The sequence below is a fragment of the Candidatus Enterococcus willemsii genome, assembly GCF_009933335.1.
GTDB classification, from domain to species: Bacteria; Bacillota; Bacilli; order Lactobacillales; family Enterococcaceae; genus Enterococcus_F; species Enterococcus_F willemsii.
In genome coordinates, this window is sequence record NZ_MAEL01000005.1 from 1 (window position 1) to 18,649 (window position 18,649).

Annotated in this window: 24 protein-coding genes and 1 other RNA gene; 5 read left to right on the forward strand and 20 right to left on the reverse strand. The window is 37.0% G+C overall.

From position 1 onward, the window contains the following. Positions 1-368: 368 nt before the first annotated feature. From BAU17_RS01040 to BAU17_RS01050, 3 genes are all read right to left on the reverse strand, one after another. On the reverse strand, positions 369-731 hold the full coding sequence (locus BAU17_RS01040) for a hypothetical protein (RefSeq protein WP_420022101.1): 363 nt from the start codon (positions 729-731) through the stop codon (positions 369-371). Between the two features lie 73 nt (positions 732-804). After that, positions 805-1,179 carry a CvfD/Ygs/GSP13 family RNA-binding post-transcriptional regulator gene (locus tag BAU17_RS01045; protein ID WP_161900958.1) on the reverse strand — a complete coding sequence of 125 codons (375 nt, stop codon included), beginning with the start codon at positions 1,177-1,179 and terminating at the stop codon, positions 805-807. A gap of 124 nt (positions 1,180-1,303) precedes the next feature. After that, positions 1,304-1,891: a peptidylprolyl isomerase gene (locus BAU17_RS01050; protein ID WP_161900959.1), complete on the reverse strand. Its 588-nt coding sequence runs from the start codon at positions 1,889-1,891 to the stop codon at positions 1,304-1,306. Positions 1,892-2,014: 123 nt separating this feature from the next. Between BAU17_RS01050 and BAU17_RS01055 the strand changes: the two genes are divergently transcribed. Both BAU17_RS01055 and BAU17_RS01060 read left to right on the forward strand, forming a co-directional pair. Further along, entirely contained in the window at positions 2,015-2,995 is a 981-nt protein-coding gene (locus BAU17_RS01055) for an NAD(P)/FAD-dependent oxidoreductase (protein ID WP_161900960.1), read from the forward strand. A gap of 13 nt (positions 2,996-3,008) precedes the next feature. Further along, on the forward strand, positions 3,009-3,518 hold the full coding sequence (locus BAU17_RS01060) for a phosphatidylglycerophosphatase A family protein (protein WP_161900961.1): 510 nt from the start codon (positions 3,009-3,011) through the stop codon (positions 3,516-3,518). A 15-nt stretch (positions 3,519-3,533) separates the two neighbouring features. Here the strand turns inward: BAU17_RS01060 and BAU17_RS01065 are convergent, their stop codons facing one another. The 10 genes from BAU17_RS01065 to lysA form a co-directional block, all read right to left on the reverse strand. Continuing rightward, positions 3,534-4,175, reverse strand: coding sequence for a TIGR01906 family membrane protein (locus BAU17_RS01065; RefSeq protein ID WP_161900962.1), 642 nt, complete (start codon positions 4,173-4,175; stop codon positions 3,534-3,536). Further along, entirely contained in the window at positions 4,172-4,942 is a 771-nt protein-coding gene (locus BAU17_RS01070; protein ID WP_161900963.1) for a TIGR01457 family HAD-type hydrolase, read from the reverse strand. The genes BAU17_RS01065 and BAU17_RS01070 overlap by 4 nt, the downstream gene beginning before the upstream one ends. Continuing rightward, positions 4,943-5,539: a YutD family protein gene (locus BAU17_RS01075; RefSeq protein WP_161900964.1), complete on the reverse strand. Its 597-nt coding sequence runs from the start codon at positions 5,537-5,539 to the stop codon at positions 4,943-4,945. A gap of 51 nt (positions 5,540-5,590) precedes the next feature. Next, positions 5,591-6,973, reverse strand: coding sequence for a bifunctional metallophosphatase/5'-nucleotidase (locus BAU17_RS01080; RefSeq protein ID WP_161900965.1), 1,383 nt, complete (start codon positions 6,971-6,973; stop codon positions 5,591-5,593). A 198-nt stretch (positions 6,974-7,171) separates the two neighbouring features. Continuing rightward, positions 7,172-7,265, reverse strand: an RNA gene (gene ffs, locus BAU17_RS01085) — signal recognition particle sRNA small type. 9 nt (positions 7,266-7,274) lie between these two features. Beyond that, positions 7,275-7,790 (reverse strand): tRNA adenosine(34) deaminase TadA, encoded by a 516-nt coding sequence (gene tadA / locus BAU17_RS01090; protein ID WP_161900966.1) that lies wholly within the window; start codon positions 7,788-7,790, stop codon positions 7,275-7,277. Between the two features lie 90 nt (positions 7,791-7,880). Next, positions 7,881-8,195 carry a hypothetical protein gene (locus tag BAU17_RS01095; RefSeq protein ID WP_161900967.1) on the reverse strand — a complete coding sequence of 105 codons (315 nt, stop codon included), beginning with the start codon at positions 8,193-8,195 and terminating at the stop codon, positions 7,881-7,883. Between the two features lie 95 nt (positions 8,196-8,290). Continuing rightward, a complete protein-coding gene (locus BAU17_RS01100; RefSeq protein ID WP_161900968.1) occupies positions 8,291-8,992 on the reverse strand; it encodes a zinc metallopeptidase in 702 nt (233 codons plus the stop codon). Between the two features lie 79 nt (positions 8,993-9,071). Next, positions 9,072-9,401: a zinc ribbon domain-containing protein YjdM gene (locus BAU17_RS01105; RefSeq protein WP_161900969.1), complete on the reverse strand. Its 330-nt coding sequence runs from the start codon at positions 9,399-9,401 to the stop codon at positions 9,072-9,074. An 84-nt stretch (positions 9,402-9,485) separates the two neighbouring features. Then, positions 9,486-10,784 (reverse strand): diaminopimelate decarboxylase, encoded by a 1,299-nt coding sequence (gene lysA, locus BAU17_RS01110; protein ID WP_161900970.1) that lies wholly within the window; start codon positions 10,782-10,784, stop codon positions 9,486-9,488. A 214-nt stretch (positions 10,785-10,998) separates the two neighbouring features. On the opposite strand from lysA, the gene dapA reads away from it, so the two are divergent. After that, a complete protein-coding gene (gene dapA, locus BAU17_RS01115; protein ID WP_161900971.1) occupies positions 10,999-11,880 on the forward strand; it encodes a 4-hydroxy-tetrahydrodipicolinate synthase in 882 nt (293 codons plus the stop codon). Between the two features lie 11 nt (positions 11,881-11,891). Next, positions 11,892-12,644: a 4-hydroxy-tetrahydrodipicolinate reductase gene (dapB, locus tag BAU17_RS01120; protein ID WP_161900972.1), complete on the forward strand. Its 753-nt coding sequence runs from the start codon at positions 11,892-11,894 to the stop codon at positions 12,642-12,644. Positions 12,645-12,784: 140 nt separating this feature from the next. Here the strand turns inward: dapB and BAU17_RS01125 are convergent, their stop codons facing one another. The 7 genes from BAU17_RS01125 to BAU17_RS01150 form a co-directional block, all read right to left on the reverse strand. Beyond that, complete coding sequence (locus BAU17_RS01125) at positions 12,785-13,786, reverse strand: Gfo/Idh/MocA family protein (protein ID WP_161900973.1); 1,002 nt, start codon at positions 13,784-13,786, stop codon at positions 12,785-12,787. A 68-nt stretch (positions 13,787-13,854) separates the two neighbouring features. Beyond that, complete coding sequence (locus BAU17_RS14265; RefSeq protein WP_267913817.1) at positions 13,855-13,989, reverse strand: hypothetical protein; 135 nt, start codon at positions 13,987-13,989, stop codon at positions 13,855-13,857. Positions 13,990-14,121: 132 nt separating this feature from the next. Next, positions 14,122-15,015: an ROK family protein gene (locus BAU17_RS01130; RefSeq protein ID WP_161900974.1), complete on the reverse strand. Its 894-nt coding sequence runs from the start codon at positions 15,013-15,015 to the stop codon at positions 14,122-14,124. A gap of 72 nt (positions 15,016-15,087) precedes the next feature. Next, on the reverse strand, positions 15,088-15,459 hold the full coding sequence (locus BAU17_RS01135; protein ID WP_161900975.1) for a YxeA family protein: 372 nt from the start codon (positions 15,457-15,459) through the stop codon (positions 15,088-15,090). Positions 15,460-15,572: 113 nt separating this feature from the next. Next, complete coding sequence (locus tag BAU17_RS01140; protein WP_161900976.1) at positions 15,573-15,932, reverse strand: hypothetical protein; 360 nt, start codon at positions 15,930-15,932, stop codon at positions 15,573-15,575. A 152-nt stretch (positions 15,933-16,084) separates the two neighbouring features. Further along, positions 16,085-17,113: a 3-deoxy-7-phosphoheptulonate synthase gene (locus BAU17_RS01145; RefSeq protein ID WP_161900977.1), complete on the reverse strand. Its 1,029-nt coding sequence runs from the start codon at positions 17,111-17,113 to the stop codon at positions 16,085-16,087. 89 nt (positions 17,114-17,202) lie between these two features. Continuing rightward, entirely contained in the window at positions 17,203-17,685 is a 483-nt protein-coding gene (locus tag BAU17_RS01150) for a GNAT family N-acetyltransferase (RefSeq protein ID WP_161900978.1), read from the reverse strand. Positions 17,686-17,939: 254 nt separating this feature from the next. Here BAU17_RS01150 and BAU17_RS01155 point away from each other — a divergent pair, with 254 nt between their 5' ends. Further along, a complete protein-coding gene (locus BAU17_RS01155; protein WP_161900979.1) occupies positions 17,940-18,572 on the forward strand; it encodes a hypothetical protein in 633 nt (210 codons plus the stop codon). Positions 18,573-18,649: the final 77 nt, after the last annotated feature.

Here is an 18,649-nt window from a genome sequence, read left to right on the forward strand (position 1 = left end):
TTTTTTAATTAATTTTGTTGATTTGTCAACGAAAATTTCTTTTTCTAAAATTGAGACTTCGTTATAATATCACGTGTTTTCAAATCCGTCAATAACTTTTTTTAATTAAAATAAAAAAGTTATTTTGGTTGTTGGCGTCGAACCAACGTTGATTAATTTATCATGTATTTTGCTTAACGTCAATACTTAAATTAGACAATTTTTCTATAAAAAAATTGTGATTATTGGCTTTGTTCGTTTTTTCATAGAAAGTTCATCTTCCTTTACTGTTTTTTTTGAAAAAGGAGATTAACTCTTAACAATAGAACACTTATTTCTCTTTAAAATCGTAAAAAAAAGCTGAAAAATTTTTCAGCTTTTTACTTCTTTTAGAAAAATGGCATTCCATCAATATTATATCTTTGGATTGTTTCCCTAAATACTTTTGCCTCTGTCCATGCATAAGAAGCAGGCAGTGTTTCTGGTTGATCTTTCTCTTTAGCTTCAAATACAAATAAAGGTACATTCATATCTTGGGCTTTTCCGTTAGTTAGTTCCAATAAATTGATATGAGTAATGTCAAGTTGGACTACTTCTTTCAGTAATTGTAAGATATTCGCTAGTCCTGTACGTTCTTCTAAAAAAGCTGTTGAGGCTAATTCTAGTTTATCCTCATTGATACACATTAAAAATTTTTTTGAGCCGTCTTCTAAATGTAGCATCACTGTACCGGCAACTCGTTTTTCTGTCAACATACTCACCTCAATTTAATCTTTTGTCTTTTTGCTTATGATAGCACATTTTCTAAAAGGAAACAGGTCATTTTTAGAAGTTTTCTTGCGAAAGCATTTCCAACGCTTCTTTTGTCCAGATAGGCAATTGCTCATCAATCGTTCGAAAACCGATGCGCTTGTTTTTATTCGTAAAATATCTTTTTTTCCGATGACCTGTATGTACGAATTTCGTTTCCAACGTCCTCCGCGATAGGCTAATCTTTTTGGTGTATTCATCAATATCGATTACTTGCACATTCACACTGTCACCAACTTGCAAGACTTCATGGATATTTTTAGTGAAACCAGATTGAATTTCTGACACGTGGATCAATCCTTGTGTTTCATCATCCAGAGAAACGAATGCACCGTATGGTTGAATGCCTGTGACTGTACCTTCTAAAGTGTTCCCAATTCTATATGTCATATTCTTCCCTCTCTTTGTCTCTTCTATTATACTCGTATCTGCGGAAAAAATGAAGTAAGGAATTATTTTACATTACTATAGAAGAAAAAAACTAGTGAAGCATCTTTCTCCACTAGTTTATTCTTTATTCGCTAATTTCAATTGTTTCAATCACAACGTCATGTACAGGACGATCTTGAGGGCCACGTTGCACGCCGCCAATTTCATCTACGACAGGCAAACCTTCAATAACTTGTCCAAAAACTGTATGACGGAAGTCTAACCAAGGTGTTCCACCTTGTTTGTACGCTTCGATGATTTCAGCTGGATAACCAGCACCTTCCATTTGACCCATCATATTTGCTGGAACATTTTGATTACTTACGATAAAGAATTGGCTACCGTTCGTATTTGGACCTGCGTTAGCCATTGATAATGCACCACGTAAGTTAAACAATTCTCTTGAAAATTCATCTTCAAATTTATCACCATAGATACTTTCCCCGCCCATACCTGTTCCGGTTGGGTCGCCACCTTGAATCATAAAATCTGGAATAACACGGTGGAAAATAATGCCATCATAATACCCTTTTTTTGCTAATTGAACAAAGTTTTCAACGGTTTTTGGGGCTTGTTCTGGGAATAATTGAATAGTAATGTCCCCGCGATTGGTTTTAACGAGCGCTTTGGCACCCTTTTGATTTGCTAAGTCTAATTGTGGAAATTGAGACACAAAATCTCCTCCTTTGAATGTGATATGTTAATAATAGCAGAAAAAAATAAAAATGCCACATACAATATTCTTTGTTATAATGCTACTAACAGATAATAAATTTATTCCAAAGGAGATCAGACTATGAACATTTACGATATTACAATTGTCGGTGCTGGTCCAGCAGGTATGTTTGCTGCTTTTTATGCAGGTATGCGTAATGCCAAAACCAAAATTATTGATACATTACCACAACTTGGGGGACAGCTAGCCACGCTATACCCTGAAAAATATATTTACGATATTCCCGGATATCCAAAGATTAAAGCTGGTGAATTGGTTCAAAAATTAGAAAAACAATTAACAACCTTCAATCATCGCTATCGTCTGGAAGAACAAGTACTTAAAATTGAGCGTCAAGAAGACGGAATTATTGAGTTAACAACTAATAAACGTACTCATTATTCACGTGCAGTCATCTTAGCACTAGGAAATGGTTCTTTTCAACCACGTAAGTTAAATGTTCCCAACGCAGAGAACTTTGAAAACTACGGGATTGACTATTTTGTTCCTGACTTAATGAAATATGCTGGCAAAAAAGTAGCTATCGCCGGTGGGGGGGATTCTGCAATTGACTGGGCGTTAATGTTAGAACCAATTGCGGCAGAAGTTTCCTTGATTCATCGCCGACCAGAATTTCGAGCGCATGAACACAGCGTGAACCAATTGTTAAATTCATCCGTTAACGTCATGACCCCCTACATCATTAAAGATGTCACTGGGACTAGAACTTTAGAAGAAATTCAGCTACAAGCACCAAAAAGTGACGAAACGGTGAGCCTATCTGTTGATTACCTAATTGTCAATTACGGTTTCTCTTCGTCATTGAATTTGAAAGATTGGGGATTAAATAGTACGCGTCAAGGAATTCCTGTACGCTCGGATATGCGCAGTTCATTAGAAGGTGTTTATTGTTGTGGTGATATTACACTTTATGATGGTAAAGTCGATTTAATCGCCACAGGATTTGGAGAAGCACCTACAGCGGTTAACAATGCCTTACACTACATTAATCCAAAAAATCGAACACAACCTGCACACAGTACAAGTCTATTTAACGAATAAGGAGTGAATTGTGATGGTCTTAGAAACAAAAACCCTTGAAGAAAAAGCGCGTCAGCTACTAGGTGACCGTGGCGTCTCAGTCATGGATATTGCAAAACTCGTGCTATTCTTACAGGAAAAATATTTACCTAACCTAACAATTGAAGAATGCGTTGAAAGTGTAAACGCAGTTTTGGCAAAACGTGAAGTCCACAATGCAATTTTAACTGGTATCCAGTTAGATATTTTGGCAGAAGAAGACAAATTATTGCAACCTTTACAAGAAATTGTTTCCGAAGATGAAGGTCTATATGGGATTGATGAAATTTTAGCCCTATCCATTGTGAATGTTTATGGGACAATCGGTTTTACCAACTATGGGTATATCGATAAAGTCAAACCTGGGATTTTAGAGAAATTAAATGATCATAATGGACCACGGGTGCATACATTTTTAGATGATATTGTTGGTGCTATCGCTGCATCTGCTGCCAGCCGTCTTGCCCATCAATTTCCCGATAAAGCACAACAAATTACCCAATAAAAAAAGAAGTTCGGCTTAACGGTCCGAACTTCTTTTTAATTCTCTTCGTCCAATCCACATGCCTACGAAAAAGAATCCTTCTATTAAAACAAAAAATAAAATGAAACAATGCATGAAAAATTGTTCTGGTAAAACATTGATAATTGGATCTGTTGCAGGGTTGAATAACCAATCATCATTGGTAAAAAACAATTCATGAAATTTCACAAAAAATGTATCAAAGCCCATAAACATAAACAAGCCAAAAATCAATGGTACAAACATGCCCCACTGCATTGGTCGGAACAAACGCCATAAACGCTGCTCTTTTTTTAACTTCCAGATGAACCAGCCACTAGGGATAATTGTGACGAGCAAAACACCATAATTCAAGAGGAAGAGTTTCTTCACATCGTAAAAATGACCTGCTCCTGCTTCAGACATCGGAAAATCAGGTAGCGCTAAGGTATGGTTCCACGGTGTATTTAAAAAGTTCAATAATAGACGATAGTTTTCCATTAATGTTTTTTTATCTACTGAGGTATAATCCAAAATATTTAACGCATCAATATCCCAATGATAGAGCGGTTGAAAATTAATGGTGATGGTAATCGCTAAACTAATTAAGGTTAAAAATAACACCAAAAAGCCTAGCCGTTCGCCCCATCGCCAATTCATTTGTCAAAATCCCATTCATCAAGACTATCCAATACATAAGTTGGTGCTACTGGTAAATGAGGCACTTCTCCTTTTGGCGTAAAACCAGAAAGAACCAATAAACTGTCAATTCCATTATTAATGCCTGAGCGAATATCTGTCTCATAGTTGTCACCAACCATCACCACTTCTTCTTTACGCAAGCCGATATGTTCCAGTGCTTTTTCCATAATAAAAGCTTCAGGTTTGCCAATATAGATTGGTTTGACACGGGTTGCTGTTTCTAACAACGCAATTAAGGAACCTGCACCTGGCAGTAGTCCACGTTCGGTTGGTATATTTTTATCTGGATTGGTTCCGATAAAGGTCGCACCTCTTTGAATCGCCAATGTGGCAACTGTTAATTTTTCATAGGTTACTTGCGAATCTAAACCAACAACAACATAATCAGGATTTTCTTCATCCCATTCAAAACCAGCAGCTAAAATTAAATCAATGAGTCCTGCTTCACCGACGACATAGACACGTTTGCCTTTGTTATCTTCTTTCATAAAGTCAATGGTTGCTAAACTCGCTGTATACACATGCTCTGCTGATACATGAATGTCAAATTCATTGGCTAAACGTTGCACCACCATTTCTGGTGCTTTGGTCGTGTTATTCGTTACAAATAAAAAGGGAAGGTTTCGTTGTTGCAAAGCTTCCACAAAACGTTTTCCTGCTGGGATTGGTTGGCTTCCCAGATAAATAGTCCCATCTAAATCTATTAAATATCCTTTGTATGTCATTTATTCTTCTCTCTTTCGAATGGTAAAACTTTTTTTCGTTTCTGCTGCTTCTGATACTTTCGCAGTTTTTGATTTTTTGGATTTATCTTGGCGATTTTTAATCACCGGTTTTGGCTTATGCTTACGGTCTGGATTCTCTTTTTTCTCAGCAATATGTGCTTGTCCGGTATTATTGCGTTTTTTACGACGTTTATGATTGCCTTTTTCACGCTTACCACCGATTCGTTGTAAGACAAAATACGCACAACCAAAATTACAGTATTCATATAAATAATCTTCAAGAGTATCGATACGTTGATCCGGTAAAGATTTTCGATTATCTTTATCAAAAAAACCTTTTAACCGTAACTGTTCATAGCCCCAATCACCAACGATATAGTCATAACGAGCAAGTACTTCACTAAAGCGTTCACCGAATTTTTCAGCATTGAATCCATCACGATAATTGGTAACTAATTTATATTGGCGATTTTGAATCATAAATTCATTTTCGTTTAATTGTACAACTAATTCTTCTTTTTTCGTTTCAGTTTCTTCTACAATTTCTTCTAAAACGGCTGTCATTTCATCTGTCAAATTAACTTCTTCTTTGGTCATCTTTTCACCACCTGTGGTTTATTATACCTTCTTTTTTGTCAAGTGTGTAGTCTATTCCTCTAATATAGCTAATGGATACTTCTGGGCTAAATGTTCTGCTAGTACTGTCCGAATAAACTCTGGAAAAAGAAACTCGGAAGTACCAGCAACTTCAATCGTTGGGAAAAACGGGACAAACATTAAATGGTCAACAGTTGTTAACTGGTAGGATTGATTGTCTACTATCTTTTGTCCTTTCCAATACACTTCATGGTTAATTTCGTCGTAAGTCAGTCCATCATAAATAATCTCTCCAAAAATTTTTCCCCGAAAGCCCATGCCTAAAATTGGAAAATTTCGTAAAAACAAACGATTTTTTTCAATTTCTAAAACCAATCGTCGCACATCTCGTCCTAATAATGTTACGCGAATAAGTCGCATCGGATGTGGCAAAATTGTATGCAGCTGGTCTTGATTCACTAACCCCTTAGGCAGCTCAGATAAAAATAAACCGGTATTTAACAAGGAGACCTCTGTTTTTCCTCGCTCACGGACAGCTTCTAAAGTTTCACTAATCAGTGATTCCGATACTGTTGGTTCTAATTGTAAGTCATAAGGCAACCAAGCAACTTTTTTCGCTTGTAATAAACGATGTCCGTTCTCCATATATTGAAAAATTTCATCGGCATCTTCTGGGTTCTCTGCCATATCTTCGGTCGCATAGGTTTGTGCTGTGGTTTTTAGTAAGCGATGTTGGTCATCTAAGAACAAGGTCACTTCCCCTACATAGTAACCAAATTTGCTGGCTGCAGCTAATTGAACACCGTTAACCATTTTACCATTGGGAAAATGATGATGCGTATGTGAGCCTAGAATAACATCAATTGCTGGAAGCTCTTGAGCAATTAAATGGTCCTCCTCAATTCCTAAATGACTCATCAATACAAGAACATCCACTTGTGGGAGTAATTGCTGGACCAAGGTAGGTAAAATCTCCATCCATTGCCGAATATCCCAACCATTAGGATTATATGTTAATGGAAATGCGGCGGTTGCACCGATTAAACCAATTTTCGTGCCTTGCTTGCTAGTGATTATTTTATAGGGTTTGGCCCATGTCGGAAGTTGTAGTGTTTGTTTATCATATAAATTTGCCAAAATAACATCAAAATTGGCTTCATCATACAAATGATTGAGTACTTCTTTACCATTGCCAATCCCTTCGTTATTGCCAATCGTTACAGCATCATAGTGAATTTGATTCATCAACGCTACATTGGCTTGACCATCAGTTGCTTCGGTTAAGGGATGCCAACGATCGGCAAAATCACCTAAATCTACCGTAATCACTTCTGGTAAAGACGCTTGTTTTTCATGAAGAAAACGTCGGATTTTAGGCCAATTTTCAAAATGTGAATGTAGGTCATTCGTGTGTAGAATACTAATTTTTTCCATCTTGTTTCCTTCTCTGCTTCATAATCATTGCTACTTACAAGTGTACCAAAAGATAGGGAATTCTACCAAATCTTTTCATTTATAGGCTTTTGACAACGAGTTATGCTATGAGTTTATTTCGAATGAGCAAACACATTTATGTCGATGAATAGCAAAAAAAACGATTGCTACCATTTTTTAATGAGTAGCAATCGCTCGTTATTATGTACAGGCACATGAGAATCGCTGCTTAGTGCTGCTTCCTTCCGGATCTGACACGCTTCACAACATTCCCATTGCCCAGAAATTAGTATAACGTATTTTACTCGTCTTGACTAGTCTTTTTTAATTTTTTTTGTTCTTTTTTGATTTGACGCAGTTCGCGGAAAAAATCAGTTAATAATTGTCCACATGGCTCACCTAAAATCCCAGCTTCCACGTAACTCCAATGGTTGAAACGTTGATCTTCCAATAAATTGAGCAAGCTTCCTGCCGTACCACCTTTTGGATCATATGCCCCAAAATACACTTCTTCTACTCGCGAAAGCATAATGGCGCCGCTACACATCGGACAAGGTTCCAATGTCACAAATAATTGTGCTCTTTCCAAACGCCAACTACCAACCTTGGCACAAGCCTCTTGAATTGCAATCATTTCTGCATGAGCGGTGGATTGTTGGTTGGTCTCTCTCAAATTATGTCCGCGACCGATAATTTCACCGTCTAAAACAACAACAGCTCCGATTGGTACTTCTCGAATTACTGCAGCTTTTTGTGCTTCTTGAATCGCCGCTTGCATGAAAGTTTCTTTTTCTTCTTGTGTTAAAGATGTCTTCACTCACTTCACCTCAATTTACTTTACCATGGTCTTTGGGAATTGGAAACAAAAAAACACAAGGAGCGAACTCCCTGTGTTCAACAATTGTCTTTAAAAGATGTTGCTAACAACATCATCAATTTTATCTTTTACTGAATGGCCATAGTCAACAACTTTGTCGCGACCATCTGATACTTTATTAGCTGCTTTCATTAAAGAATCGATGTCCTTATCTTCTAACTTATCAACCACGTTTAACAAAGCTTCGTTCCCGTTGAATTTGTCATCGACAAAGCGTTTCACTTTACGACGGTTAGACATAGATGTTACTTTTTTGAATACTTTTTCTGAAACAACTGCGGCAGTTGCAATACCAGCAATTGCTGCCACGCTTAAACCAATAGTTACTTTTGTTGAAGTTTTCATTTTTTCAGCATCTCCTTTGTTTTTCATATCTCTATCATAACACGAGTAGAAAAAGAAACACAACTAAACCGATGTTTTTAATAACACGAACATTCTTAATTTCGACGGTTGTTATTACCAAATAAAATGACTAAACGTAACAATTGTAGCAATGTGCTAATAGCTGCGGCAACATATGTTAAAGCAGCTGCAGTCAGCACTTTTCTGGCCATCGGTAATTCTTCTTCTGTCAGTAAACCACCTTCGCCTAAAATAGCAAGTGCGCGACGAGACGCATCGAATTCCACCGGTAAAGTTACCAGTTGAAAAATAAAAGCTAACGAAAAGGCAATTAATCCCAAATTGATTAATAGTGAACCACGTAGTAAAACCCCAATTAAAATTAACGGAATTGAAATCGTTGAACCGATATTTGCTACGGGTACAATCGCTGCTCGTAAACGTAATGGAAAGTAGTTTTTCGCATCCTGTACCGCATGTCCACATTCGTGAGCAGCTACGCCAATCGCAGCAACTGAAGTCGATTGTGCCGTTGCTTCTGACAAGCTCAACATTTTGGTACCAGCATTATAATTATCGGTCAAATTCCCTGCGATACCTTGTACCCCCACATTATTAATTTGTTGGTTTGTTAAAATAAATTGTGCTGCTTGTGTCCCTGTTACATTATGACGACTTCGAACATTGTCGTATTTTTTAAATGTGCTGTTGACATATGCTGAAGCGGCCATCGAAATAAGCATCCCGATGATGACTAAAATGTATGTAGGGTCAAAAAAGAATCCATATCCAGGCATTGTTTCTTCCTCCCTTTTTTCTTTTAGTATAACAAGTGCTCATGAATTTTTCGTGAAGAGAAACCGAAAAAAATTTCGGTTATAACTTCTTCACAAATTCTGATTTTAATTTCATTGGGCCAAAGCCATCAATCTTACAATCAATGTTATGATCGCCTTCGACTAAACGAATATTTTTCACTTTTGTTCCTTGTTTCAACGCATTGGATGCACCTTTGACTTTTAAGTCTTTGATGATTGTCACAGCATCACCGTCTGCTAATAGATTCCCATTTGCATCGTGAACAATTAAGCCTTCCGCCTCTGCTTCTGTTGACCATTCATGACCACACTCTGGACAAATGTATAATCCGCGATCTTCGTATCCATAAGTAGAACCACATTCTGGACAATTTGGAATTGCACTCATTTAACTTCCTCCTCTATCTTGTTATGCTTTGTAGTATAACAAATTTTAGGAAATCTGTTTATTGGAACCTAGGCTTTCTCATCATTATTTTAATGAATCTGGAATTCGTTCGTTTTGAATAATTTGGTCATAACTTTGACGTTCAACGATAACATCTGCTTGGCCATCTTTGACTAAGACTACTGCCGGAATGGCTAACTTATTGTAATTACTTGCCATCGCATAGCCGTACGCACCCGTTGCAAATGTTGCAAAAATATCGCCCGTCTCAATTGTTGGTACTTGAATGTCTTTTACTAAAATATCCGTACTTTCGCAGGCTTTTCCAGAAATAGTTACTGTTTCTGACAATGTTTCTTCCGCTTTATTAGCAAGGATTCCTTCATATTTGGCTTGATACAATCCAGGACGAATGTTATCGGTCATGCCTCCATCGATTGCTGCGTATTTGCGAATACCTGGCAAATCTTTGATTGTACCAATTGTGTGCAAGCTAATTCCTGCTTCTGCGACAATGCTACGACCTGGTTCAATGACAATTGCCGGTCGTGCTAAATGATGTTCTTGACAATAACTTTCTGTCAGTTCCATCAACGGATCTAAGAAGTAACTATACGGTTGACGAATATCGTCTTTGGTGTAAGTCACACCAAAACCGCCACCGTAATTTAATTCTTTCACATCATAATCTAACTGTTCTTTGATTCGTTTAACTAAATCTAATGCAACTTTCGCAGCTGCTAAGTGCGTGCTGTTATCATCCAATTGACTACCAATGTGGAAATGAATCCCATAAAAATCGATTTCTGGTGCGTCAATCGCTTGTTGAATCACGGGGAATAAAATAGCTTCATCAAGTGGAATACCAAATTTGGAATCTTTTTGACCAGTTGAAATAAATTCATGAGTAGAGACATTTACTTCTGGTGTGATTCGGAACATAATATTGGCTGTTTTACCTTTTTGACGACAAATCTCTTGAATCCAACTGATTTCTTGAATCCCATCCACGATGATGCGACCGACACCGTAATCAATCGCCATCGCAAGTTCCTCTAATGATTTGTTATTGCCATTAAATTCAATATGTTCGGCAGGGAAATTGGCTTGCATCGCCGTATACAACTCACCACCGCTGACAACATCAAGACACAAACCTTCTCGTTCAATCATTTTTAACATCGCTAACGTATTAAACGCTTTTGACGCATATGCTACTCGAACATTTTCATATTTTTGAATAAAAGAGGCTTGTAGTGCTTGGCACTCATTTATTACTGCTGTTTCCGATAAAACGTATAACGGTGTACCATATGTTTTTGCTAATTCGACTGTATCGCAACCATCCCAATAGAGATGATTATTTTTGATTTCTTTGATCATTTAAGGGCCTCTTTTCTGTAAAAGTTTCTTTTTACTAACAAAATAACGAATTTTACTCATTGATTTATTAGTAAATTTTCCATAACCATTGAATTATTCTCATATTATAGTATATAATTTCAATAATCTATACTAAAAACTTCTCATTTTCAGAAATTTTTTCATGTAGGTTCGCAACAAAATGCGTTAACAAATTCGAGAGGATGTGTAAAAAATGGCAATATTTAAAGGTTCAGGCGTTGCGCTTGTCACTCCAATGCATAATGATGGTTCGGTGGATTACGATAAGTTGAAGGAATTGGCAGAGTGGCATGTTCAGCAAGGCTCTGACGCAATTATTGCTTGTGGCACAACCGGAGAAGCTTCTACTTTAGATGATGATGAACATATCGCTGTCATTGAAACTGTTGTCCAACAAGTAAACGGACGAATTCCAGTCATTGGTGGTACCGGCTCAAATAATACGCAACATGGTATCTTTCTATCTACTGAGGCAGAGCGCGTCGGCGCAGATGCCCTGTTAGTCGTAACTCCCTATTACAACAAAGCAACGAAAAAAAGTTTAGTTGCTCACTATGAAGCAATTTGTAGCAAAGTATCTATTCCCGTCATTTTATATTCAGTGGTTTCTCGCACGGGTATGAATTTGACACCAGATGCGGTTGCAGAATTGAAAAAAATTCCAAATATCCAAGGAATCAAAGAAGCCAGTGGAGACATTTCGCAAATCGTTGAAATTGCCCGTTTGGTGGATGAAGATTTTGCTTTATATTCAGGAAATGATGATCAAGTACTGCCCTTGCTTTCAGTTGGTGGGTCTGGCGTAATTTCAACAATTGCTAATATCGCACCAAAACAAACGTCTGAGATGGTCCACAACTATTTAACAGGAAATACAAAAGCTGCAGTAGATACTCAGTTAGCACAAATTCCATTAATTCAAGCAATCTTTTCTGAAGTAAACCCAGTACCAGTCAAAGCTGCGGTCTCTTTATTAAGAAACGAACCATTAAACTATCGCTTGCCGTTGGGTGAACCAGAAGAAGCGACGATGGAACGATTAAAACGTGAAATGACTGCTTACGGGCTTTTATAGGAGGAACTGAGATGAAACGAATTATTTTAAGTGGTTGTAACGGTCGCATGGGGCATGTTTTACAAAAATTGATTCAAAAAAATCCTGACTTAACAGTCGTCGCAGGAATTGACCGCGTCCCAACAGATGCAGCATTTCCAATCTATGCAAGTGCACAAGAAGTACAAGAAGACGCTGATATTATTATCGACTTCTCTCACTACACAGCAGTGCCGAATTTACTTGCTTTTGCACTGGATAAAAAAATTCCAGTCGTCGTTGCGACGACTGGCTTAGAAGACAAAGAAAAAACGTTGCTCAAAGAAGCGAGCCAATCCATTCCTGTGTTCTATTCAGCGAATATGTCTTTAGGAATTAATGTTTTGATTAAAGCATTACAAGCTATTACGCCGTCTGTAGAAGCTGATTTTAATATTGAAATTATCGAAAAGCATCATAACCAGAAAAAAGATGCACCAAGCGGGACTGCCTTATTATTAGCTGATAGCATCAATGATGTGTGTGATGTGAAAAAAGATTATGTTTTTGGACGTTCAGGTAATGACAATGAAAATAAATTAAGCGAAATGGGCATCCACGCTGTTCGTGGTGGGACGATTCCTGGCGAACATACCGTGATTTATGCAGGCGATGATGAAATTATCGAGCTAAAACATACAGCTTTATCTCGTGATATTTTTGCAAATGGTGCATTAAAAGCGGGTGTCTTTCTAGCTGATCAATCGGCTGGCTTATACAGTATGTCTGATTTACTAGATGCTTAACAAAAAGAGGTGTGATGAATCACACCTCTTTTTGTATACACCAACACTTATCGCAGCCACATAGATACTAAAAAATAAGTGACGATTCCCGCAATAAAAATCAACCAATATTTTTTCTTTTTACTCATCAGATTCCTCCTTTAATAAGCCACCGTCTTACCCGTTTCAGCTGATTCATACGCACATTCAATAATTCGTGTCAGACGTTTCGCTGCTTCAATACCGTATCGAGGAATTTCTTTTTCTGTTGAAGCTTCCACCAACTCGACAAACAATTCGATTGGAAATGGATTGTATTTACGAATATCTGCATCCGAAACAATTGTTTTCTTATGATAGCCTTCTTCGAGATTGCTTTGTAGAAAAATCGTTTGTTCCTCGTGTTCATTGCCAACAATTTGCAACGAACCTTGTGTGCCGATAATTTCTAAATAATTATCTAAAGTCGGACCAACAAAAGACGTGGTTGCCGTTCCGATGGCTCCATTTTCAAATGAAAGAAGGGTCGTGGAATATTCGTCCACCCCACTGCCAAATTGCTCATTCATCAAACAAGTCACCGCTTTAGGTTGTCCACAAATTAAAGGCAATAAAGCAAAACCATGACAACCTAGATCTAAGGTAGCACCACCGCCAGACTGTGCTTTATCAAACCAATAGTCCGGTAAATCTTGACGAATCACTGCGCCATGTGAGCGACGGAAATAAGCGCTAGTAATCTGGCCTAAACTACCGTCATTCACTTTCTTAAAAGCATATTCATAAGAATTTACCGCAAATGATTCCAATGACAACATAAATTTCACGTCATTTTCTCTCACTGCAGCTTCAATTTCTAAACAATCTTCGGTAGTTAAAGCTAGTGCTTTGTCACTAAAAATATGTTTCTTCGCACGAGCTGCTAAGATAATTAGTTCTTTATGCATGGTTGTCGGAGCTTCAATAATGACCGCATCCACTTGTTCATCTGCTAAAATCGCTCGATAATCTGGTTCAAAGATTGCTTGATACTCCTTGGCTGCGGCTTGCCCAAGAGTGGCATCAAAATCCCAGACGTATAGACAGCGAACCCCTTTGTTTATAATTTTCTCCATGAATTTCTTGGTATGCACATGCCATGATGAAATTAAAGCAATATTCATTTGCGTTCCCTTCTTTCTAATGAATGATATAAATAAAGAGTTGAAAGACAATCTTTCAACTCAACTTCTTAAGCGACACTCTTACGGTTCAAATAGACGACAATACCTGCACTTAAAATAAGTGAAAAAAGTGGTAGCGAGTAAATGGTTAGCATTCCTAAACAACCCAAAGCTAGTTTCATTTTCCAGTCTAGTTTTTGCATGATTTCTCCTCGTTTCTCTGTTGTAAGCGACTTCTAATTCGACACCATTGTACTTACTTTGAACGAGTAGCTCCACCTTTCTGCCAAATTCTTACTAAAATATCATAAATGAAGGGATTCCCTTAGCAAGTTCTAAAGTTTGCCTTCTTGTAACAACAATTGGTATAGAGCACCTAGCAAGTTCGCGTTATTGTAAAACGCACAAGTGGCGATTTCTACAGGAATCACATTCGATGACAACATCGCATTACCGGTACGAAGTTGCTCATATTGGGCGCGAATTTCAGTTAATACTAATGGTTGTTCACTAATTCCGCCACCAATCACGACTTTCTCTAAATCTAAAATAGCCTGTAAATTCAAAATGACAAAAGCAATCTCGCGACAATATGCTTGTAAGAACGTTCGAGCGTTCTCATCTGCTTCAAACGCTTGAAATACTTGATGCCCATCGGCTTTAGCCAGTCCAAATTGTTTAGCAGCTTCCTTCACTAAACGGACAGCCGATCCAGAATACCCTATAACATTTTGCATCGTACTATTTTCTGGGCTTCGTAAAAGAAAACTTAACTCACCAGCTTGGAAATGACTGCCATGAAGCAACGCTCCATTAATAATCACACCACCACCAACTCCTGTTCCTAAAACAATGGCTGCTCCATTAGACACATGTTGAAGATTGCCTAACCACAATTCCGCTAATGCAGCTGCTTTACCATCATTTGAAAGTGCACAAGGGATGTTGAATTGTTCTTCCATTATCTGTTTCATTGGCACCTTATCTAAAAAAGGCAAGGCGCCTCCATGATAAATCATCCCTTGTTCAATATCCACTTTTCCTGGGGTACTGATAGCAATACCTTGCACCGTTTGTTTAGCTACAATAGTTTGTAGACTAGCTAAAAGTTCTTTTAATGTATGAGGTGTCTGAACTTTGGACACTTCTCCTACCTTACCTTTGCCATCAATCACTGCCGATTTAATAAACGTCCCACCAATATCGATACTTATATACTGTTCACTCAAATTAGCCCCTCCACTATGTAGAAAATAAATCAAAGTATGCTGACTAGAGTTATCCAGCCAGCACACGCTGATTTATTTCGTTTCTTTTATTTTTTCTAGTGCCTCTTTTGGTATATCTTGTTCCTGCACTTCTTCGTAACCTTTTTCTTTTTGGAAACGTGTATAGTCAATTTTTAAATAGGCGTTTGTCTTAAATGGTCGCCCTAATTCTGGATGTGTCGTAAAAGTTAATGTTTTTTCATTTCCTTCTTTATCATACCCTGCTTGTGTATATTCGTATTGCACATAGGCTTCTTTATTATCATAAGTACCTTTAATTTCTTTGCCAGTATCTTTAATTTGTGTGTAATAAGAAGTCGGTACCATCATATAATAGAGGTAACCACCACCTGCTAAGACGAACACTAGAAACACACCAAAAATAATTGTTGATAATTTTTTCATTCAAATTGCCTCACTTTCTAGCTTTATTCTAGCTTCTTTAAAAAAATTTCACTAGCGAAAGAGATGGCAAAAATCTTACATTATTGTCACCCAATATAACAACAACGTTTTGTTTATAAGGAATGCAATGCTTTCAATAGTGCCTTTTGTGAAGCTTGAATTCCTACAGCATGTGGCTTTACAGATAATTTGATTTTACCACTATTTGTTGTAATCACAACTTTTTTTATCACAGCACCACTGACTTTGACTTCTTGAATATCAGCTATTGAAATTGTCTCAACCTGTTTAACGTCCATATTCATTGTAAGTTGAATCAGTTGAATTTTTTGACTATCCATCAGTACCACATACATTTTCGGTATCGGAATAGCAAACAGCTTATACTCATCCGCATAACCAACAATACTCATTTCTTCACCATACTGCTCTTTGATGGTGTCTAAATCAGATTGTTTAATAACCCACCTCATAAAAACCCCTCCTTTAATAATAAGTTTAGAGGATTTTAAAGGAAAAACAAATCGAAAGTACTTCTTTTTATAGATTTATTTGACCATGCTTGACATATGTGCAAAAACAGAATGATTGCTAACGATTAGTCATTCAATCATTCTGTCTAATATTATACATTTTTCGCGATATAACGAACTAATTTTTCAGTTTTTTCCCATCCTAAGCATGGATCAGTAATCGACTGACCAAATACATCTCCACCGGGTTCTTGACGACCATCTTCTAAATAACTTTCAATCATAAAACCGCGAACATATTTTTTGATGTCCTCATTCCATGTACGATTGGTTAAAACTTCTTGAACAATGCGAACTTGTTCATTGTATTGCTTTTTCGAATTATCATGATTCGTATCTACCATAATAAAAGGATTTTTGTAATCGCCTTTTTTGTAAAATTCAACGACTTTCAATAAATCTTCATAATGGTAATTCGGAACAACTTGTCCATTTTCTTTTAATGCACCACGCAAAATGACATGTGCTAATGGATTTGAGCTTGTTTCAACTTCAACACCATTGTACATTAATTCTTGCTTTTGTTGCGTTGCATATAACGCATTAAACAAAACATTAATATTTCCGCTTGTTGGATTTTTCAAGCCGGTTGGATGATCAATCCCACTTGCCACAAAACGATGTTGCTGATCTTCTACCGAACGGGCACCTACGGCATGGTAGCTTACTAAATCTTCGATAAATTCTAGATTTTCTGGATATAACATTTCATCAGCTGTCGTTAGGCCTGTTTCGGTCAACACACGTTTGTGCATTTTACGAACAGCAACCATACCGCGAACTAAGTTAATTTCACCAGATGGATCTTGTTGATGTAATAGGCCTTTATAGCCATCACCATTCGTTCGTGGTTTATTTGTGTAGACACGTTGAACGATAAATACCTTATCTTTTACCTCTTCTTGTAATTTAGCTAGGCGATGAGCATATTCAAGAACAGCTGCTTCATTATCTGCTGAACAAGGACCAATGACTAATAAAAAGCGCTCGTCTTTTCCTTCCATTACTGCTTTCAATTCGGCATCTCTGGCAGCTTTCATCGCTGCTTCTTCTTCGGTTAGTTTTGAAATAGATTTCACTGTTTCAATATTGATATGTTGACTCAATGCTTTAAAACTCATTCATTTTGCTCCTTTTTATCTGATTTCATCTATCTTAACAGATTTTAAGACAAACGTGTGCTTTTTATTCATTTTTTCAGAAAATTCCGTTAAATATAATAAGCAAATTGAAAATCATCTACCCATGTATGATTAATCCAGAATTCCCTTTGAAAATGAGCTTCTTGCACAAAACCCAGTCGTTTATAAAAAGCAATCGCACCTGGATTGGTTCCCATCACACGTAAGGATAATTTAGCTATTCCTTTTTGTTTAGCTAACTGGATAATAGCTTCCATCAAATGACGACCAACGCCTTGTCCTTGTGCTTCAGGACTAACGCTAATCCCCAACATCCACTGTTTGCAATGTGCGGGTAATGTACTTATTAAGTGATAAGAGACCATTCCAACGACGTTTCCTTGCTCATTAAGTGCCACTAACATTTCCCTATTAGCAATTTCTAATTCAAATTCTTCCAATGATTTTTTCGTCATTGGTACTGGTGTATTGGTGTCATTCCAGACATCTTCTAATAACCATAATGCTTTGATATCCGATGATACCCTTGGTCTAACTGTAATTAATGACATTTTTGCTCCTCTTACCTTTCCGATTTGTCCTCATTATATAATTATTTTTCACTTTTCGCATGTAACTTGCAACTCTGATAGTAGCACACGTCTAATCCATTTCTGCTTCTTTTGTATTAAAGTCTTAGTGTCATTCTCAGCCTATTCTCATTTTAAAAATAAAGTCTGTACAAAAAAATAAATCTTGATATAATCGAATTCAGTTTGATCGAAATTAAGCATTCACATTATTTTTTGAAAGGATTTAAAGGCTCATGATGTTCATTATTTTTTTAATAACGGGTCTCCTCACTACAGGAATTGAGTTACGTTGTTCAAACAACGGGCACCACAAAAAGAAAATAACAACTTTTCTAATTAATACATTATTCGTTAATTTATTCTCTTTGTTTTTATTACGCTTTGTCTTAAAAAAACAGCATTTATTCTTAAATGAAACTTATACTTTTATCTATAGTTTTAAATATCTAATCGTTGCAATGGCCGTGGCCCTAGCCTATTTATTTTTCAAATATACGATTCATCATTCAACGCATCTAAAAGAGTGCTCGCAACCACGTACGAAAAAAGAACAGCAATGGTTAATTATTGATTCAGTTCTCTTTTTAGTTGGCTGGTTTCTCTTAGTCAGCACTAATTGGCTTGAACCTTGGATTCGTTCAGAAACTAGAATCACTAACCAAAATCTAATTTCTTCATTAGATGCCCCGATTTTACTTTATGTCACTGGAACCGTGATTTTTATTAGCTTTCTATGGGCGCCGGTGCATGTCGTCAATAACTACCGAACCCCCTTGCCTAACGGACACCTTCGAAAAATCGGTGGCTTATTCGCTGCCCTACTATTCATTGTTTCTCTGATAAATATGATGACGCTCTTTCATTAATCCATTTCAATAGAAAAAGCTCTTGCAATATATTGCAAGAGCTTTTTGATTTATTTTAACGTATTTTTCATCATGTC

Coding starts and splice junctions, on each gene's coding strand:
- BAU17_RS01070 (WP_161900963.1), bottom strand. CDS start 4,942: ATGACATACAAAGGATATTTAATAGATTTAGATGGGACTATTTATCTG.
- BAU17_RS01080 (WP_161900965.1), bottom strand. CDS start 6,973: ATGGAAAAAATTAGTATTCTACACACGAATGACCTACATTCACATTTT.
- dapA (WP_161900971.1), top strand. CDS start 10,999: ATGGCAATATTTAAAGGTTCAGGCGTTGCGCTTGTCACTCCAATGCAT.
- BAU17_RS01095 (WP_161900967.1), bottom strand. CDS start 8,195: ATGAAAACTTCAACAAAAGTAACTATTGGTTTAAGCGTGGCAGCAATT.
- BAU17_RS01155 (WP_161900979.1), top strand. CDS start 17,940: ATGATGTTCATTATTTTTTTAATAACGGGTCTCCTCACTACAGGAATT.
- BAU17_RS01125 (WP_161900973.1), bottom strand. CDS start 13,786: ATGAATATTGCTTTAATTTCATCATGGCATGTGCATACCAAGAAATTC.
- BAU17_RS01105 (WP_161900969.1), bottom strand. CDS start 9,401: ATGAGTGCAATTCCAAATTGTCCAGAATGTGGTTCTACTTATGGATAC.
- BAU17_RS01060 (WP_161900961.1), top strand. CDS start 3,009: ATGGTCTTAGAAACAAAAACCCTTGAAGAAAAAGCGCGTCAGCTACTA.
- BAU17_RS01100 (WP_161900968.1), bottom strand. CDS start 8,992: ATGCCTGGATATGGATTCTTTTTTGACCCTACATACATTTTAGTCATC.
- dapB (WP_161900972.1), top strand. CDS start 11,892: ATGAAACGAATTATTTTAAGTGGTTGTAACGGTCGCATGGGGCATGTT.
- BAU17_RS14265 (WP_267913817.1), bottom strand. CDS start 13,989: ATGCAAAAACTAGACTGGAAAATGAAACTAGCTTTGGGTTGTTTAGGA.
- BAU17_RS01075 (WP_161900964.1), bottom strand. CDS start 5,539: ATGACCAAAGAAGAAGTTAATTTGACAGATGAAATGACAGCCGTTTTA.
- BAU17_RS01065 (WP_161900962.1), bottom strand. CDS start 4,175: ATGAATTGGCGATGGGGCGAACGGCTAGGCTTTTTGGTGTTATTTTTA.
- BAU17_RS01045 (WP_161900958.1), bottom strand. CDS start 1,179: ATGACATATAGAATTGGGAACACTTTAGAAGGTACAGTCACAGGCATT.
- BAU17_RS01150 (WP_161900978.1), bottom strand. CDS start 17,685: ATGTCATTAATTACAGTTAGACCAAGGGTATCATCGGATATCAAAGCA.
- lysA (WP_161900970.1), bottom strand. CDS start 10,784: ATGATCAAAGAAATCAAAAATAATCATCTCTATTGGGATGGTTGCGAT.
- BAU17_RS01140 (WP_161900976.1), bottom strand. CDS start 15,932: ATGAGGTGGGTTATTAAACAATCTGATTTAGACACCATCAAAGAGCAG.
- BAU17_RS01145 (WP_161900977.1), bottom strand. CDS start 17,113: ATGAGTTTTAAAGCATTGAGTCAACATATCAATATTGAAACAGTGAAA.
- BAU17_RS01055 (WP_161900960.1), top strand. CDS start 2,015: ATGAACATTTACGATATTACAATTGTCGGTGCTGGTCCAGCAGGTATG.
- BAU17_RS01135 (WP_161900975.1), bottom strand. CDS start 15,459: ATGAAAAAATTATCAACAATTATTTTTGGTGTGTTTCTAGTGTTCGTC.